Annotated in this window: 17 protein-coding genes; 4 read left to right on the plus strand and 13 right to left on the minus strand. The window is 65.5% G+C overall.

Going from position 1 to position 17189, the window contains the following annotated elements; genetic code table 11:
* Positions 1-46: 46 nt before the first annotated feature.
* From hfq to ccsA, 11 genes are all read right to left on the minus strand, one after another.
* On the minus strand, positions 47-304 hold the full coding sequence (hfq, locus tag ACO06P_RS01555; protein ID WP_420348258.1) for an RNA chaperone Hfq: 258 nt from the start codon (positions 302-304) through the stop codon (positions 47-49).
* A 202-nt stretch (positions 305-506) separates the two neighbouring features.
* Positions 507-1178, minus strand: coding sequence for an HAD family hydrolase (locus ACO06P_RS01560; RefSeq protein WP_420348259.1), 672 nt, complete (start codon positions 1176-1178; stop codon positions 507-509).
* Positions 1175-1558 (minus strand): hypothetical protein, encoded by a 384-nt coding sequence (locus tag ACO06P_RS01565; protein ID WP_420348260.1) that lies wholly within the window; start codon positions 1556-1558, stop codon positions 1175-1177. Before ACO06P_RS01565 ends, ACO06P_RS01560 begins: the two co-directional genes overlap by 4 nt.
* 12 nt (positions 1559-1570) lie before the next feature.
* Positions 1571-2434: a D-amino-acid transaminase gene (locus ACO06P_RS01570; RefSeq protein WP_420348261.1), complete on the minus strand. Its 864-nt coding sequence runs from the start codon at positions 2432-2434 to the stop codon at positions 1571-1573.
* A gap of 62 nt (positions 2435-2496) precedes the next feature.
* Positions 2497-3873 carry a Trk system potassium transporter TrkA gene (gene trkA / locus ACO06P_RS01575; RefSeq protein WP_420348262.1) on the minus strand — a complete coding sequence of 459 codons (1377 nt, stop codon included), beginning with the start codon at positions 3871-3873 and terminating at the stop codon, positions 2497-2499.
* Between the two features lie 25 nt (positions 3874-3898).
* Positions 3899-5290 carry a sigma-54-dependent transcriptional regulator gene (locus ACO06P_RS01580; RefSeq protein ID WP_420348263.1) on the minus strand — a complete coding sequence of 464 codons (1392 nt, stop codon included), beginning with the start codon at positions 5288-5290 and terminating at the stop codon, positions 3899-3901.
* Complete coding sequence (locus tag ACO06P_RS01585) at positions 5283-7619, minus strand: ATP-binding protein (RefSeq protein ID WP_420348264.1); 2337 nt, start codon at positions 7617-7619, stop codon at positions 5283-5285. The genes ACO06P_RS01580 and ACO06P_RS01585 overlap by 8 nt, the downstream gene beginning before the upstream one ends.
* Positions 7620-7622: 3 nt before the next feature.
* Complete coding sequence (gene ntrC, locus ACO06P_RS01590) at positions 7623-9071, minus strand: nitrogen regulation protein NR(I) (protein WP_420348265.1); 1449 nt, start codon at positions 9069-9071, stop codon at positions 7623-7625.
* Complete coding sequence (locus tag ACO06P_RS01595; RefSeq protein ID WP_420348266.1) at positions 9068-10219, minus strand: two-component system sensor histidine kinase NtrB; 1152 nt, start codon at positions 10217-10219, stop codon at positions 9068-9070. The genes ntrC and ACO06P_RS01595 overlap by 4 nt, the downstream gene beginning before the upstream one ends.
* Entirely contained in the window at positions 10219-11217 is a 999-nt protein-coding gene (gene dusB / locus ACO06P_RS01600; RefSeq protein WP_420348267.1) for a tRNA dihydrouridine synthase DusB, read from the minus strand. Before dusB ends, ACO06P_RS01595 begins: the two co-directional genes overlap by 1 nt.
* Before the next feature lie 303 nt (positions 11218-11520).
* Positions 11521-12321 carry a cytochrome c biogenesis protein CcsA gene (gene ccsA / locus ACO06P_RS01605; RefSeq protein ID WP_420348268.1) on the minus strand — a complete coding sequence of 267 codons (801 nt, stop codon included), beginning with the start codon at positions 12319-12321 and terminating at the stop codon, positions 11521-11523.
* Positions 12322-12454: 133 nt separating this feature from the next.
* Here ccsA and ACO06P_RS01610 point away from each other — a divergent pair, with 133 nt between their 5' ends.
* Genes ACO06P_RS01610 through ACO06P_RS01625 form a run of 4 tightly spaced genes read left to right on the plus strand, consistent with a single transcriptional unit; the run spans position 12455 to position 15351 of the window.
* A complete protein-coding gene (locus ACO06P_RS01610) occupies positions 12455-13615 on the plus strand; it encodes a bifunctional 2-C-methyl-D-erythritol 4-phosphate cytidylyltransferase/2-C-methyl-D-erythritol 2,4-cyclodiphosphate synthase (protein ID WP_420348269.1) in 1161 nt (386 codons plus the stop codon).
* Positions 13616-13636: 21 nt separating this feature from the next.
* Positions 13637-14128, plus strand: coding sequence for a phosphatidylglycerophosphatase A (locus tag ACO06P_RS01615; protein WP_420348270.1), 492 nt, complete (start codon positions 13637-13639; stop codon positions 14126-14128).
* Positions 14128-14622 (plus strand): CinA family protein, encoded by a 495-nt coding sequence (locus ACO06P_RS01620; RefSeq protein WP_420348271.1) that lies wholly within the window; start codon positions 14128-14130, stop codon positions 14620-14622. Before ACO06P_RS01615 ends, ACO06P_RS01620 begins: the two co-directional genes overlap by 1 nt.
* Positions 14623-15351 (plus strand): CPBP family intramembrane glutamic endopeptidase, encoded by a 729-nt coding sequence (locus ACO06P_RS01625; RefSeq protein WP_420348272.1) that lies wholly within the window; start codon positions 14623-14625, stop codon positions 15349-15351.
* Positions 15352-15367: 16 nt separating this feature from the next.
* On the opposite strand, the gene thrS is transcribed toward ACO06P_RS01625, so the two are convergent.
* Complete coding sequence (thrS, locus tag ACO06P_RS01630; RefSeq protein WP_420348273.1) at positions 15368-16555, minus strand: threonine--tRNA ligase; 1188 nt, start codon at positions 16553-16555, stop codon at positions 15368-15370.
* A gap of 239 nt (positions 16556-16794) precedes the next feature.
* On the minus strand, positions 16795-17100 hold the full coding sequence (locus tag ACO06P_RS01635; protein ID WP_420348274.1) for a hypothetical protein: 306 nt from the start codon (positions 17098-17100) through the stop codon (positions 16795-16797).
* Positions 17101-17189 lie beyond the last annotated feature (89 nt).

The raw sequence follows: 17189 nt of genomic DNA on the forward strand, positions 1-17189 counted from the left end.
CGCGTGTCCCGGATGGGAACCCTGATCGATAAGAGAAGGATCGTCCCTAGCCCTGAGCCGTTTCTTCTTCCTTCGCCGGCTCGAAGAGCTGAACCGGAGTCGCCGGCATGACAGTTGAGATCGCGTGCTTGTACACCAACTGCGAATGCGCGTCACGGCGGAGGAGAACAGAGAAGTTGTCGAACCAGGTAACAATCCCCTGGAGCTTGACCCCGTTCACAAGGAACACAGTCACCGGCACCTTGTTCTTACGAATATGATTGAGGAATACGTCTTGCACACTTTGGTTTTTTTCAGCGGCCATTTTTTCGAACCTTTATTGTTTTTCTTAGTCGCGACTTACTTTTCTTGATCGGCCTTCAGGCACCCAAATAAAACGCTGTCGATCATCGGATTTTTGTATCCGGCGCGGCTGCGCTCGGTGTGATCTTGAAACCTTCAATACCACGCCGCCGACCAAATGGAAATTCATGCTCACAGCATAGGTGTGCGCCTTCTCGGGGAAATCAACCGCCTGGCGCGGCGGCCCGGGCGACCAGCGCGGCGAGACCGGGGCAGTCCCGCACATGGGCATGGGGCTCCACGTCTGCGAATTCCCCCGGCGCGGGCGGCTGGTCCCGCAGCAGGACTGCGCTGCAGCCGCTGTTCCGGGCGCAGAGCAGGTCGATGTCCGTATCGCCGACAAACCACACCGTTGGGCCGGCGGCGACGCCGCTGCCGGACAGCGCCAGTTCCACCACCTCCGGCGCCGGCTTGTCCCGCGGCGCGTCGGTGGCGCCCACCACGGCGATGAAGTGGCGGTCCCAGCCCAGCGCCTCGGTCTCCCGGCGCAACAGTACCCCTTTTTTGTTGCTGATGACCGCCATTGGGAGCCTGCCTCGGGCGGCCAGTCCCTCGAGCATGGCCTCGGCGCCGGGAAAGGGGTTGAGCTTCTCCAGATGGGTCTGCTCGAAAGTCCGGTAGAAGATCTCCATCGCCTCCTCCGCCCGCGCGCCGAAGAGCTCCGGAAAGCTGTCGCGCGCCGACTTGCGGACGTTCCTGCGCGCCTCCTCCAGGGTCCAGGGCCGCTGCCCCATCGCCTGTAAGGTGACCGAGAGAGCGTGGTGAATCACCCCCCAGCTGTCCACCAGGGTGTTGTCCCAGTCGAAGAGGATCGCCGCAGGCGCCGGCAGGGTCATCGCCGCACCACGCTTACGGGGCGGGTGGGACCGTCCGACGGCAGGACTCTGCCCAGCAGGACCCGAAAGTACTCGAGATTGACCTCGTAGAGGCCCGCAAGCGCCAGATCATCGGGGGCTGTCCCTCCAGCGAGCTCAAGCAACTGTTTCAGGCGCATGCCGTCGATCCGGATTGTCTTGCCGTCGTCTGCCCCGACAAAGAGTTTCATAAGGCGGCCCTTCAGGGTGGCCCGCTCCGCGATCTCTCGCTCCCGCAGACGCAGCGAGTTGGACAGCGAGATCAAGAGCTCCTCATCGCTGTAAACGAGGCGCTGAGCCAGGTGACCGACCCCCGGTTTCATGACGGAAAGCAGTCGATAGGGTGATGCTTGGGCAGCCACTGGAACTGCGCGCTAGGCGCTCTGCCGCAGGGACTGCATATAGTCCATGTAATGCTGGCGCAGCTTTGTCGTGAGGATGCCGGGATGGCCGTTGCCCACCGGCTGACCGTCGATCTGGGTGACCGGCAGCACAAAGGAGGTGCTGGACGTCAGGAAGGCCTCGCGCGCGGCCCTCGCCTCTTCGACGGAGAACGACCGCTCCTCCAACTCGTACCCCTCCGTCCTGATGAGATTCAAGAGGGTAATGCGCGTGATGCCGTTGAGGATGGCGTTGCTGGCGTTGCGCGTGATCACCCGGTTTCCTTCGGTGACGATCCAGGCGTTGGTGGAGGTCCCTTCCGTCACCTGGCCGTCGCCATCGACCTGCCAGGCCTCGTAAGCGCCCGCCTCGGCCGCGGCCTGTTTGCCCAGCACGTTGGGCAGCAGCGAGACGGACTTGATGTCGCACCGCGCCCAGCGCTGATCCGGCAGCGTGATCACCTTCAGCCCTTCCGACAGGACCTTCTCGCTGTGCGGTTTCATCTGGCGGGTCATCATCACGAGAGCCGGCTTCGTGTCGTGTGGGAACTTGTGATCCCGCGGCGCAACGCCTCTCGTCACCTGCATGTAGAGAAAGCCGTTGTTCAGGCCGTTGCGGCGCATCAGCTCCCGGGACACCAGCTTCAGGGCCGGGCGGGACATGGGCGCCTCGATCTGCAGTTCCGAAAGGGAGCGGTCCAGCCGGTCAAGATGCAGGTCTTCATCGACGAGAATACCGTTGTGAACCGGCACGACCTCGTAGACCCCGTCGGCGAAGAGGTAGCCGCGATCCTCGATATGCACAGCGGCTTCGCGATGCGGTTTGTAGGAACCGTTCACATAGGCTTGTCGGGGCATCGACCGGATCTTTCCTGCTCTGGTTCATGACGGGCCGGGCCGCGGGCGGCACGGCGGCGAGACTAGAAGAACTCGAGTTTCACCGCAAAGAGCTTCTCGACCTTCTTCACCGCTTCCGAACGCGCGAAGATCACCACCAGGTCGTTGGCGCGGGTGATGGTGTCGCCGCGCGGAATGATGACCTCCTTGCCGCGCACGATGGCGCCGACGATCACTCCCTCCGGCAGGCGTGCCTCGCGGATCGGGACGCCGACAAGGCTGGAGGTCTCCAGGGCTTCCGCCTCGATGACCTCGCCGAAGCCTTCGCTGAGCGAGTGGACGGAGCGGATGCGGCCACGCCGCACGTGCTGCAGAATGGTGGACACGGTGATGGCCCGCGGACTGACGACCGTGTCGATCCCCAGGGTGCCGATCAAGGGGCCGTAGGAGGTCTTGTTGATCAGGGTCACCGCCCGGCCGCAGCCATAGCGCTTGGCCAGCAGCGAGGTCAGGATGTTCACCTCGTCGTCGTTGGACACGGCGATCACCGTCTCGGCAATGGCGGCGTTGGCCTCTTCCAGGATCTCGGTATCGAGCGCATCCCCGTGGATCACCACCGTTCGCTCCAGAGACTGGGCCACCATTTCGGCGCGCCGCTTCTCCACCTCGATCACCTTCAGGTTCACCTGCGGATGATTCTTTTCCACCGCCGTGGCGAGGTTGAGGCCGATGTTGCCCCCACCGACGATGATGACGCGCCGCGCCTCCTGCTCCTCATGACCGAAGGCGGCCATGGTGCGGTCTAGATGGCCGGTATCGGCCACCAGATAGACGTCGTCGCCGACCTGCATGTCGTCGTCCGGGGTCGGCACAAAGCCGTGGCCATCGCGCGAAATGCCGATCACGACGATGTGGAGGTCCGGAAACAGGGCCGTCAACTGGCGCAGCGGCGTGTTGATGACCGGCGTATCCTCGGTGCAGTGCAGCCCGACCAGGGAGACCTTGCCGTCCGCCAGGGGCTGGACATCAAAGGCGCCGGGCAACTGCAGGCGCCGTTCGATCGCCTTGGCCACCTCGATCTCCGGCGAGATGATGACATCGATCGGCATGTGGTCGCGGCTGAAAAGATCAGACCACATAGGGTCCAGATAGCTTTGCTCGCGCACCCGGGCGATTTTCGTCGGCACCTCGAAGATCGAATGGCAGATCTGGCAGGCCACCATGTTCACCTCGTCGGCATAGGTGACGGCGATCACCATCTCCGCATCCGAGGCACCGGCGCTTTCGAGCACATTGGGGTGCGAGGCAAAGCCCACCAGGCCCTTCACGTCGAGCGAGTCGGTGATTTTTTCGATCAGCTCGCGCGACTGGTCGATCACCGTAATGTCCGCGTTCTCGGTGGCCAGGTAGCGGGCGATGTTGAAGCCGACCTGACCGGCGCCGCAGATGATAACCTTCATGGATGAACCGCCCCCGCTCCCCCGTTCAGGCCCTGTCGGCCGAGCCGACGCCGAGCGAGCGCAGCTTGCGGTGCAGGGCGGAACGCTCCATGCCGACAAAGGTCGCCGTGCGGGAGATGTTGCCGCCAAAGCGCATGACCTGGGCCTCGAGATATTTCCGCTCGAAGACTTCCCGCGCCTCGCGCAGGGGCAGCGACATGATCTCTTCCCCCGTCTCCCCGGGCAGAGAGGCCGGCGCCACCGCGCCGATCTCTGGCGGCAGCATATCGGGCCGCACCGCGTCGTCGCCGCCGCCGGGCGCCATGATCAGGACCCACTCGATCACGTTGCGCAGCTGCCGCACGTTGCCGGGCCAGTCATAGGCCCGCAGCGCGGCAAGGGCGTCGTCGCTCAGACGGCGCGGCGGCAAGCCCGCGTGTTCGGCCGCGCGGTCCATGAAGTATGCGACAAGGTCGGGGATATCCTCGCGGCGGTCGCGCAGGGCCGGTACCTCGATGGGTACGACGTTCAAGCGGTAGAAGAGGTCTTCGCGGAAAAGCCCCTCCTCGATGAGGCCCGGCAGATCGCGGTTGGTCGAGGCGATCACCCGCACGTCGACTGCCACCCGCCGGTCGTCGCCGACGCGCTGGAAGGTCTGTTCCTGCAGTGCGCGCACGATTTTGCCCTGGGTCTCGATGGGCATGTCGGCCACCTCATCGAGCAGAAGCGTACCGCCATGGGCTCTTTCGAAGGTTCCCACCTTGCCGGGTGAATCGCCGCCGTCCAGTCCGGGCGCGGTACCGAAAAGTTCCGGCTCCAGGCGGTCCGGGTGCATGGTGGCGCAGTTCAGCGCGACGAAGGGCGCGCTGGCGCGGTGGGACAGAGCGTGGAGTTGTCGCGCGACAACCTCCTTCCCGGCTCCGGCGGGCCCGGTGATGAGAACGCGGCTGCCGGTTGGTGCGACCTTGCGGACGGCCTGCGTCACGTTGTGGTACCAGGGCGAAGAGCCGATCAGGTCGGAAGGCTGGCCCGCGCGCAGGCGCAGCTCCTCGTTTTCACTGCGCAGCTTGGCCGCCTCTATCGCCCGCTGAACGATGAGCATCAGGCGGTCGGACTTGAACGGCTTTTCGATGAAGTCGTAGGCCCCCAGCTTGATCGCATTGACCGCAGTCTCGATGTTGCCATGGCCGGAGATCATGACCACTGGCACCAGGGGATGTTCACGCTTGATGACACGCAGCATCTCCATGCCGTCGAGCTTGGAGTTCTGCAACCAGATGTCGAGGATAACAAGGTTCGGACGGCGGTCGCGCAGCATGTCGAAGGCTGTGTCGCTGTCCCCCGCGTCACGGATCTCATAGCCTTCGTCTTCGAGGATCCCGCGGATCAGCAAGCGTATGTCGATCTCATCATCGACGATGAGAATCTCGTCAGCCATGGCCGGCAACTCTCTTGGCGAGCGCCGCGGCCTCGTCGGTTGGTGACGTCGCGCCCTTTTCCGCAGCCTCCTCCAGCAACGGGAAGGTAAGGCTCACGACGGCGCCGCCACCGTTTCTGTCTTTCAGCACCAGACTGCCATGATGGTCTTCCATGATCTTCTTGACGATAGCCAAACCGAGACCGGTTCCCCTCTCCCGCGTGGTCACATAGGGTTCCGTAAGGCGGCTTCGATGCTCATGCGGCAAGCCTTTGCCGTTGTCCAGCACTTCGATAACACAGTTCCCATCTTCTACCCGCACCCGCAGCTCGATCGCGCCGCGCGGCGCCTGTGAACCATCGCGGGCCTGTCGACCCTCGATGGACTCGATGCCGTTCAGGATCAGATTAGTCAAGGCCTGAACCACTTGGCGGCTGTCGCATGCAAGCCGCACGGCGTCTTCCGGCAGGCTGAGACTGAAGTCGATCTCGTGATGCGCCGTACGCTGCAGGAAGACGGCCTGCTCGACCAGTTTGGTGATGTCTTCGGTCTGCATCGACGGTGCGGGCATTCGGGCGAAGGCCGAGAACTCGTCGACCATGCGGCCGATGTCGCCGACATGGCGGACGATGGTGTCCGTGCAGACCTTGAAGGTTTCGGGGTCGTTGACGATCTGACCGACGTACTTGCGTTTGAGCCGCTCGGCAGCCAGCTGGATCGGCGTCAGCGGATTCTTGATCTCATGGGCGATGCGCCGCGCGATATCCGACCACGCCGCCTTGCGCTGCGCCGCGAGGAGCTGGGTGATCTCGTCGAAGGTCACGACAAAGCCCATGGTCGTTCCGCCTTCGACCTCGGCGGAGATGCGCACCAGCAGCACGCGCTCGGAACCGCTGCTGTCAGGCATCGTCAGCTGCTCCTGCGCCAGTCTCTGCGGCCGCGCCCTTGCATTTTCAAGCAGCGTCCCCATTGCCGGCAGTACGGCCGTCAGGGATTGTCCGCGCAGGTCTTCGGGCGAAGAGGACAGAAAGTCGCAGGCCATGCGGTTGGCCAGGTTTATGCGTCCGGTATCGTCGAGGCCGATCACCCCGGCGGAAACGCCGCCAAGCACCGCCTCGATGAAACGACTGCGGTAGTCGAGCTGGGCATTGGCTTCCAGAAGTGCATCCTGCTGGCGTTCCAACTGCCCGGTCATCTTGTTGAAGGCGCGGCTGAGATTGCCGATCTCGTCGCGGCGCGCCGGGCCCGCGACCCGCGCCTTAAGGTCGCCTCTTCCAACCCGCTCCGCCGTCGCGATCAGGTTGCCGATAGGCCCCGTCATCTGGTTGGCGAAAGCGAGGCCGATCCACACGGCGACCAGCAGCAACAGCAGGGCCACCACAAGGAATATAAGCGCAAAGGTGATCTGAAGACTGAAGCGGTTGCCTTCGAGGTCCTCATAGCGCTGTACGGCCCATCGCGTACTTTCCACATGCCCCAGCACACGGGAATCCACCAGGCGCCCGATGTAAAGAAAGGCATCCGCCGTCAGATCGAGGCGGACCAGCGCGCGCACCCGATCCTCGTCCTCGGAGGTCATGATCGCCATGCCCTCGCTGCGCGCCCTTTCGAAGGCCCACTCGGGAATCTCGGGATTGAAGGCCAGAAGAAAGCTCGACGAGCGGGCCAGCATGCGCCCGGAGCTGTCATAGACCGCCGCCTCGGTGAGGTAGCGCAGGCTCGCCTGGCGCGTCATGACGCTGTTGAAGAGATTAGGATTATAGGCCAGGGCAACGCCGCCCTTGTTGAGTACCTGGGCGATCGCCAGCGCATCGGCGGCAATGGTCTGCTGATGCTCGTCCAGATAGGCCGCCGAAACGGCGCGCGAGTTTTTGATGGCGGTCGAAACGCGCTCGCTGAACCAGAACTCGAGACCCAGGTCGAACATGATGACCGAGAAGGCCGCCACCAGGATCGTCGGTGCGACTGCGACAACGGAAAACAGAGCGACCAGCCGCCCATGCAGGCGCGATCCCGCGCGTCCCTTCTTCCGCTCGATCCAGAGGATTGCCAGACGCCGGGTGATCAGGGCCGCAAGGCCGAGAATGATCACCAGGTCGATCAGCAGCAGCAACAGAACGTGGTCGGCATTGGCGGCTACGGAAAGGTTGCCGGTCATCGCCACGAAGGTCGCGATCCCGCTGGTCAGGCCCGCGACCAGAAGCACGATCGCCAGACTGCGCTCCAGCTTGACCTGGCGCGCCCAGCGCACCAGGCGTGCGCTCCAGGTCTCGCCGCCGCCGGCGCCGGTCGTCTTCGCCGCCTCGCCGACCGGGCCAGGGGCTCTGTCCGTCTGTTGTATATTTGCCACAGGCTATTTAAGGCCGCGAACCACCTGGATGTCCAGGTCCCGAATCTTCTTACGCAAAGTATTCCTGTTCAGACCCAGCAGCTTGGCTGCGCGGATCTGGTTGCCCCTTGTGGCGGAAAGCGAAAGCTCGATCAAGGGGCGCTCCATTTCGCGCAGAACGCGGTCGTAAAGACCGGGGGCCGGAAGGTTCCCGTCGTGCGCCGCAAAGTAAGACCGCAGATGGTGTTCCACCGCACTGCCGAGCGACTCCGTCGGTGCGGAGACCTCGCGTTCACTGCTGCCGCCCTCACTCAACTCTCCGGCGATAACGTCGACGCCGATGGTTTCCTGACTGTAGAGAACGGTGAGACGCCGGACGAGGTTCTCCAGTTCGCGGACGTTGCCCGGCCAATGATAGGCGCGGAGAGCATCCATGGCGTCCCCGTCCAGTGTCTTGCCGGCAAGTCCTTCGCTTTGCGCCTGGCTGAAGAAATGGCGGATCAGTTCCGGAATGTCTTCGCTGCGTTCGCGCAGCGGCGGCAGGCGGATCGGAACCACGCTCAAGCGGTAGAACAGATCCTCGCGGAACAGTCCCTGGCGGACCATCTGACGCAGGTCCCTGTGGGTCGCGGCGATGATACGGACGTCGGCGCGGATCGGCGTGCGCCCGCCGACCGTCGTGTACTCGCCCTCCTGCAACACGCGCAGCAGGCGGGTCTGGGCCTCCAGCGGCATGTCGCCGATTTCATCGAGAAACAGCGTGCCCCCCGCGGCCTGCTCGAAGCGCCCGGAAGACCGGGTCGTGGCGCCGGTGAAAGCCCCTTTTTCATGGCCGAAGAGTTCGCTTTCGATCAGCTCGCGCGGGATGGCCGCCATGTTGACAGCGACAAAGGTGCCGCGCCGGCGCTTGCCGTAGTCGTGCAGCGCGCGGGCCGCCAGTTCCTTGCCCGTGCCCGACTCGCCGTAGATCATCACGGTCAGATCCGTCGGCATGAGGCGCGCAAGAACCCGATAGATTTCCTGCATCGCCTGAGAGCGGCCGATGAGCGGCAACTGCTCGTCCTCATCGTCGTCCTCACCGTCGGCGGCCACACCCTCCCCGCCGGCCGGCTCCGACAGGGCGCGGTTGACCACCGACACCAGCTCGCGCAGATCGAAAGGCTTCGGCAGATACTCGAAGGCGCCACGCTCCGTCGCCTTGACGGCGGTCAGCAGGGTGTTCTGTGCCGACATCACCAGGATGCGGAGATTCGGCCGCAGCTTCTTGATCCGCGGGATCAGGTCGAGGCCGTTTTCGTCAGGCATCACCACATCGGTGATGACGAGGTCGCCCTCGCCGGCACTCACCCACTGCCAGAGCGTCGAGGCATTGCCGGTGGTGCGCACGACATGGCCCTGCCGGCCCAGGGCCTGGGTCAGGACCGTGCGGATAGCCTTGTCATCGTCGGCGATCAGAATCGTTGCGGCGCTCATGCCTGGCGCACTCCTGCCTGTCCGTTCTGCGCGCGATGATCCATCGGCGCCATGGGCAGCATGACGCGAAAGACTGTTCGCCGCGGCTCGCTGTCGAACTCGATCACGCCGCCATGGTCGCCGACGATCTTGGCCACGAGCGCGAGTCCCAGCCCGCTGCCGCCGGCCTTGGTCGTCACGAAGGGATCAAAGAGATGGGATTGCAGATCTTCCGGGATGCCCGGCCCGTTGTCCTGGATCATCAGGGTCAGCGGCAGGTCGACCCGGCTTCCGCTGCCCGGCACGGCCAGGCGCACGCCCTGCTGGTAGCGCGTCGAAAGAAGGATCTCGCCGCCCTCGGCCGGCGCGGCCTCTGCCGCGTTCTTCACCAGGTTGAGGATCGCCTGGATCAGCAGGTCGCGGTTGCCGTAGACCGGCGGCAGCGAAGGGTCGTAGCTTTCGACAAAGCGCAGCTTGCGGGCGAAGCCGCTTTCCGCGAGGCGGCGCACGTGCTCCAGTACAACATGGATGTTGACCGCTTCGCGGGCCAGCGGGCGTTGGTCGGAGAACATCTCCATGCGGTCGACAAGGGCAACGATTCGGTCGGCTTCCTCGCAGATCAGCCGGGTCAGTTGATGATCGTCCGGTGCGGCATTCAGTTCCAGCAGCTGGGCCGCACCGCGAATGCCGGAAAGCGGGTTTTTGACTTCATGCGCCAGCATGGCCGCCATCGCCGTGACGGAGCGCGCGGCGTTGCGGTGAACCAGTTGGTGATCGATCTTGCGTGCGATGGAGCGCTCATGGATCGAGACGACCACGCTGCCCGGCAGGTCGGCCATCAGCGCGGCGTCGATGGATACGAAATGCGAACCGATCTTCGGGCTGGTCAGCGTAACGCCGCTCTCGGAGATGCTGTGCCCTCCGGCGCGGGCCTGATGGATCAGCGCAACCACGGGACTGTCCTCGGGCAGCAGGTCCAGCAGCGGGCGCCCGATGAGCGTCGTGCGCGATGATGCGAAGAACTGCTCCGCCGCCTGGTTCACGAAACTGATGCAGCCGTCTTCGTCGACCACGAAAAGCGGCACCGAAAGCGCGGAGAGCACGGCGCCGGCTTCCGGGGCCCCTCCCGCCTTCGATCCCCTGGCGAATGCACCTGCGGCCCGCGACATCAGGCTGCCTGCGCCGCGCGCGCGGGTTCGAACAGAGCCGCGATCATCGCCTTCACCCTGACCGGCTCTTCTTCGCGATAGACCGCCGCGCGGAACTCGGCGGCGCCGGACAGGCCCTTGGCGTACCAGCCCAGATGCTTGCGGGCAATCCGCACGCCGTTGCGCGTGCCGTAGAGCGTGAGCAGCCCCTCGTAGTGTTCGAGCATCACCGCGACGCGTTGGTCCAGCGCGGGCTCCGGCGTGCGGATGCCGGAGCGCAGGAAGTCCATCACCTGCCGCAGCAGCCAGGGCCTGCCATAGGCGCCGCGCCCGATCATGACACCGTCGGCCCCGGAACGGCGCAGGGCCGCGGCGGCCTCTTCCACCGTGGTTATGTCGCCATTCACGATCACCGGCAGGCCGACGGCGTCTTTGACGGCCTGCACGAAGTCCCAGTCGGCCTCGCCGTTGTACTTCTGGCAGCGGGTGCGCCCATGGACGGTAACCATGCGCACGCCGCAGTCCTCGGCGATCCGCGCGATGCTGGGGGCGTTGCGGTGCTCGCGGCTCCAGCCGGTGCGCATCTTCACGGTAACAGGCAGATCGACCGCCCGCACCACCGCGTCCATGATCTGTCCGGCCAGGCGTTCGTCCTGCATGATGGCGGAGCCGCAAGCCTTGTTCGTGACCTTCTTGGCCGGACAGCCGAAGTTGATATCGATCACGGCCGCACCGCGGTCGGCGTTGAGTTTGGCTGCCTCGGCCATCACCGCCGGGTCGCTGCCGGCCAACTGGACGGAAAGCGGATATTCGTCCGCGCAAGAGCCTGACATCTTGCGCGATTCCTTCACCGACTGCTGCATCTGCCGGATCATCGCCTGACTGGCGATCATCTCCGAAACGACCAGCCCGGCACCGAAGCGCTTGACGATCTTTCGGAAGACCTGGTCGGTGACCCCTGACATGGGCGCCAGGATCACCGGGTCAGCCAGGTGATGCTTTCCGATCGCTATTCCCAAAGTGTGTCACTCCCCGCAAGGCGGGCGCGATCCGAGGCTGTTGCGCGCGTTGCCGGCTTCGGAGGGCCGGGGTGGCCCGTCTCGCCTGCCTGCGCGTCCTGCTCTCCTGCCCGTCTTGTTCAACCGATGCCTGAACCCTTGCCGCGCAGCCGCACTCCGGTGCCTTGCTGCGCACTCCCGACCGGAATGATGCACAAATATTGGGCGATGTCACGCCGATTGAGGGCTTGAAGGCGAGTTGCGGGCGCTTCCGCCCGTTAAACGGGCAATTCGATAAATTACAGTAAAAACAGGACCTTACGCTCAGGAGACGAGAAACCCCGTTACGAATTTGACGCCGGGATAGGCCAGAGTGAGTAAGAGATAAGCAACGAGCACCAGCCGCGCTGCGCGGCGCCCGCGCAGACCGCTGCGGTAATGAAGCACCAGGAGCAGCCCGATGAAGCCGAAGGCCAGCAACGACAGCAGGGTCTTGTGGTCCACGATCAGAAGGGTGCCGGAGGAGACGTAAAGCTTTGAAATGCCGGTGACAATGCCCACCCCAAGGACGATTTCGGCGGCCAGCAGAATACGCAGGACCAGCCGTTCCGCATCGCTGACGGAGGGCAGCATGCGGGTGAAACTGCTGGGCGAGCGGCGCTTCAGGGCCCCTTCCTGTATGAAGGCTGCCGTGGCCGCCACTGCAGCCAGGGTGCAGAGCCCGTAGGTCGCGACCGAAAAGGCGATATGGACGGCAAGCCAGGCATCGAAGGCGGTGCTGAGCCCCGGCTCGCCGCTCAGAGGTTCCAGCCCGGTCCCCAGAACTCCGAGAACGAGGGCATAGGGCAGCAGCAGCGGCGCCAGGCGCGAGGCCTCCCGGACCAGGGCCACCAGCAGCGCGAAGAGCGCCAGCGATACGGCAACCGCCAGCCACAGCGCCGCGGGCAGACTGGTTTCCCAGCTTCCGGCCAGCGCGACCACGCTGTAGCCGGCGGGTCCGACGATGGCCGCGACCAGAAGCAGCCAGAACAGGCCGTCACCGTTGGAAACACGGCGCGCGAAGGGCAGCACCGTGGCCGGCAGCAATGAGACCAGGGCCGAGAGAGATAAAGCTAGGGTACTCATGGTTGCTTCTATATATCACCTCTTGGCTGCGCCACCAGCGCCCACTAGGCTCGCCCCAGAACGAACATCGAGTCCCGCCCCCCGGCCCCGGCCAATCGGAGACCTGCCCCCGGCCAATCGGAGACCCGCCGACGTGAGTACTGCAACAGCGCTGATTGTCGCAGCCGGCCGTGGCCAGCGCTTCGGGACCGAACGTCCCAAGCAATACGCGCCCTTGGGTGGGATGCCGGTGCTGCGGCACTGTGTTTTGACGTTTCTGGCGCACCCCCGCGTGGACGGGGTCCGGGTCGTCATCCATCCCGACGACCGCAACCTTTACGACGACGCGGTCCAGGGGCTTGATCTCGCCGCGCCCGTTCCCGGCGGCGGCAGTCGCCAGGAGTCGGTCCGGCTGGGCCTGGAGAGCCTCGAGCAGACCGCGCCCGACCTCACCCTGATCCACGACGCGGCCCGGCCCTTTATCGACCGGGCGACCATCGACCGTGTGCTGGGTGCCCTGACCGATCGGCCCGGCGCCATTGCCGCCCTGCCTGTGGTGGATACCCTCAAGCGCGAGGAGGACGGGCGGGTCTCGCGCACGGAAGACCGCAGGGGCCTCTGGCGGGCGCAGACTCCCCAGGGTTTCCACTTCGATGCGATCCTGGCCGCCCATCGCGCCGCCAGCGGGCAGACCCTGACGGACGACGCAGCGGTTGCCGAGCGCGCCGGCCTGGCGGTTGCCCTGGTCGAAGGCAGCCCGGCCAACATCAAGGTGACGACGCAGGATGACCTGGAAAGTGCGGAGCGCTGGATCCGCAGCGCCCAGGCCACGGAGATGCGCGTCGGCCAGGGTTTCGACGTCCACGCCTTCGGTCCCGGCGATCACGTCATGCTCTGCGGCCTGCGGATCGGCCATGACGCTGCCCTGGTCGGGCATTCGGACGCCGACGTCGGCCTTCATGCCGTGACCGACGCCTTGTTGGGCGCCTTGGGGGCCGGTGACATCGGCAGCCATTTTCCGCCAAGCGATCCGCAGTGGAAGGGCGCGAACTCGCGCATCTTCGTCTCCCACGTCTGCGACATGATCGCGGAGCGCGGCGGGCGGATCACCCATGTGGACCTGACGCTGATCTGCGAGCGCCCGAAGATCGGGCCGCACCGCGAGGCGATGCGGAGTCAGCTCGCGGCGCTGCTTGGCGTGTCTGAAGACCGGGTCAGTGTGAAGGCGACCACGACGGAAAAACTCGGCTTCCTCGGGCGCGGCGAAGGCGTTGCCGCACAGGCAACCGCGACCCTGGCCCTGCCCGTTATCTGACGTCACAGCTTGCTGGCGCCCATGGCTTCTCTCTCCCCCTGGCACCCGGCCTCGCTGCTCGCCACCTGGTTCGGCAGCGGCCTGCTGCCCTGGGCGCCGGGAACCTGGGGCTCGCTGGCCGCCCTGCCCTGCGGACTGCTGGTGCTCTGGCTGGCTGGGCCCTGGGGGCTGCTGGCCGCAACGGCGGCCGTTTTCGGGCTGGGCCTCTGGGCGGCCGGCAACTACGAACGGATGATGGCGGTGAAAGACCCCGGCGCCATCGTCATCGACGAGGTTGCCGGGCAGTGGCTGGTGCTCTTCGCCGTGGCGCTGCGGCCGGAACAGCTCTCCTGGCGGGAGGTGCTGCTGGCCTTCGTGCTGTTCCGGGTGTTCGACACCCTGAAGCCCTGGCCCGTCAGTTGGGCGGACCGCCATCTGAAGGGCGCCTTCGGCATCATGGCGGACGATATCGTCGCGGCGCTCTATGCCGCCCTGATCGCCGTGGGAATCCTATGGCTCCTGGAGAGATCCTAGTGTTCGACGATCTGCTGCTGAACGAAGCCGAAGACCTGCTGCAGCATTACCGAAAGGCGGGCAAGCGGCTGGCAACGGCGGAATCCTGCACCGGCGGCCTGATCGCCGGCTGCCTGACGGAGATCGCCGGCTCCTCCGACGTGGTGGAGCGCGGCTTCGTGACCTACTCCAACGCGGCCAAGACACAGATGCTCGGCGTCTCGCAGGACCTGCTGGACCATCCCGGGCCGGGCGCGGTCAGCGCCGAGGTCGCCGCTGCCATGGCCGAGGGTGCGCTCAGCAACTCCCAGGCCGACGTTGCCGTTTCGGCGACCGGCATTGCCGGCCCCGGCGGGGCGACCGAGACCAAGCCCGTCGGCCTGGTGTACCTGGGCTGGGCGCGGCGCGGCGCCACGGCAGAGGCCGAACGTTTCGTCTTCCCCGGCGACCGGAGCGCCGTGCGTCTCGCCACCGTGACAGAGGCGCTGCGGCTGTTGCAGCGGGCCTTGTCCTAGGTGTTCTGGCCACCTGCAACGCGGCGGCCGCTGCCGGCGGTGACGGTCTGGGACGTCGTCCTGCTGATCGTCCTCTTTCTGGTCGTCGGCCTGGCTCTGGGCGCCCTGCAAAAACCGCTGGCCGAGACCTTTGGAGAGGCGCTGTCACAGAACGGTCTGGTGCCCATCCTGCTGCTGCAGTCGGGCAGCCTCATCCTGCTGGTCTACCTGCTTATCGTCGTCCGGCGGCGTATAAGCTGGACCGATCTCGGCTTCCGCTCCGTCGACCGGGCGTGGTACCGCATTGCCCTTGCCGGCGGGCTGCTTTGTGTGCCCCTGGTTGCGCTCTCCCGCCTGCTCCTTGAACCCCTCATCGGCAATAACTTCGAAAACCCGCAGTTGGAAGTGCTGGGCGCAGGGGGCTTCGACTGGGCCAACCTGATCACGTTGCTGGTCCTCGTCGGTCTGCTGGTGCCCTTCACCGAGGAACTGCTGTTTCGCGGCCTGCTCTACCCGATGCTGCGCCGACGCCTTTCCGTCGTTGTCGCAGCGCTCTTAAGCGCCGTCTGCTTCGCTCTGCTGCACTGGATCCCGCCGTTGGTGCCGGCGTTCACCCTGATGGGCATCATCCTGGCCATGGCGCGGGAGTACAGCGGCTCCCTTTGGCCGCCCTTCATCATTCACAGCCTCTTCAACTGCGTGAACCTGATCACCCTCTACACGGCCCTCGCCATGGGCCAGGCGGGCTGACAGTGCAGGCCTGGCCCTAGGTTGCAGTCACCTGCAAAAGGTGTGTGGCCAGGTCCGATCTGAGGATGTCAGCGGACGCTGCCTTGCCCAGGCGCAGGGCAACGCTGCCGCGGGCGGCCTCCTCCGGCCCGACCACGGCGAAGCCGGGGATACCCAGGTTGCGGGCATCCATCACTTTCTTGCCCAGGCGTTCGTGGCGGATATCGGCGACGGCCCGGAGGCCGGCGACCGAGAGGTCTGCCGCCACAGCTTCGGCATAGGCCGCCTGCTCCGGACCGACGGAGGCCACGACCACCTGATCCGGGGCCAGCCAGAACGGCAGGTTCCCGCCGTGGTGTTCCAGCAGTACGCCCAGGAAGCGCTCGATGCTGCCCAGCACCGCCTGGTGCAGCATGATGGGGCGCCGCTGCTTTCCGTCGCTGTCCGCGAAGGCCGCGTCCAGGCGCTCCGGCAGAACCAGGTCCACCTGGATGGTGCCGCACTGCCAGGACCGTCCCTTGTTGTCGCGCAGCACGAACTCCAGCTTCGGGCCGTAGAAGGCGCCCTCGCCCGGCTGCAGCCGATAGTCCAGGCCCGCCGCCGTCGCGGCCACGGCCAGCATGTCCTCGGCCCGGTCCCAGACCGCGTCCTCTCCCGCGCGCTGCTCGGGCCGCGTGGAGAGCCCGACCTTCACGTCCTCGAAGCCGAAGCGGGCGTAGACTGCCTTCAGCAGGCGGCAGAACTGCGCCACCTCCTCTTCCACATGCTCCTCCAGGCAGAAGATGTGGGCGTCGTCCTGCACGAAGGCGCGGGTGCGCATCAGCCCCAGCAGGGCGCCGGAGGGTTCGTTGCGCATGCAGGCGCCGAACTCCGAGAGCCTGAGCGGCAGGTCGCGGAAGGAGCGCAGCCGGCTCTTGAAGATCTGCACGTGGCCCGGACAGTTCATCGGCTTCAGGGCGCGCTGCTGGGTGCCGTCCTCGAAGACGAACATCTCCTCCGAGAACTTCTGCCAGTGACCGCTGGCCTCCCAGAGCGCACGGTCGAGGAGTTGCGGCGTGCGCACCTCCTGGAAACCGGCGGCGCGCATGCGCTCGCGGATCTCCTCCTCGATCAGCTGGTAGATCGCGAAGCCGCGGGGATGCCAGAAGATCATCCCCGGCCCTTCTTCCTGCTGGTGGAAGAGATCCATGCGCCGGGCGATGACGCGGTGATCCTGGTCTTCCATTGTTCTCATCCTCTCTCGCGTTGGCGGAGCGGGCTGGAGACGACGGAACCGGAATCAAAAAAGGCCCCGTCGTTTCCGGCGGAGCCCCGTGTGGGTGTTGGCCTAAGCTGTCGAAATCAGCGCAACAAAACCCCCCGCGGCCCGCCGGTGCGGGTCGTGGTGGTGGTGGTCACAGTGATGACGGCCAAATAGTTCATAAGCAGAGACATAGTCGATCCGGCGAGAAATGCCAAGAGCCGTTACGGTTCAGAAACCTTTGGAGTTTGGGCGGCCAGGGCGGGCCGCGCAGCGGCGGAGAACCCGTTGGACGGCGGCGGCACCGCGACCCAGAGGGCGACCACCACTGCCAGCAGGATGTAGTAGAGGCCGCGCCATCGGCTTGACGTCCCCTGAAAGCCGGCCAGGATATCGGCGGCGGTCCCGGCCTCCGAGGCCGGCACCATGATGGCGATCCCGCCGAGCGCCTGCGAGCGGTGCCACGCTACGGAGAGGAAGTGGAGAGACTGGGCGAAGACCGGAATGCCGGCGGTCCTCAGCATCGCCATGGCGAGGCCGGCGTCAGTAGTGCTGTAGGCCCAGCCGACGCTGACGAGATCCGGGTCCCTGCTGCAGATTGTCCTGCTCCGCTGACGTT

The sequence above is a fragment of the Pelagibius sp. genome (assembly GCF_965227505.1).
Classification (GTDB): domain Bacteria; phylum Pseudomonadota; class Alphaproteobacteria; order Kiloniellales; family Kiloniellaceae; genus Pelagibius.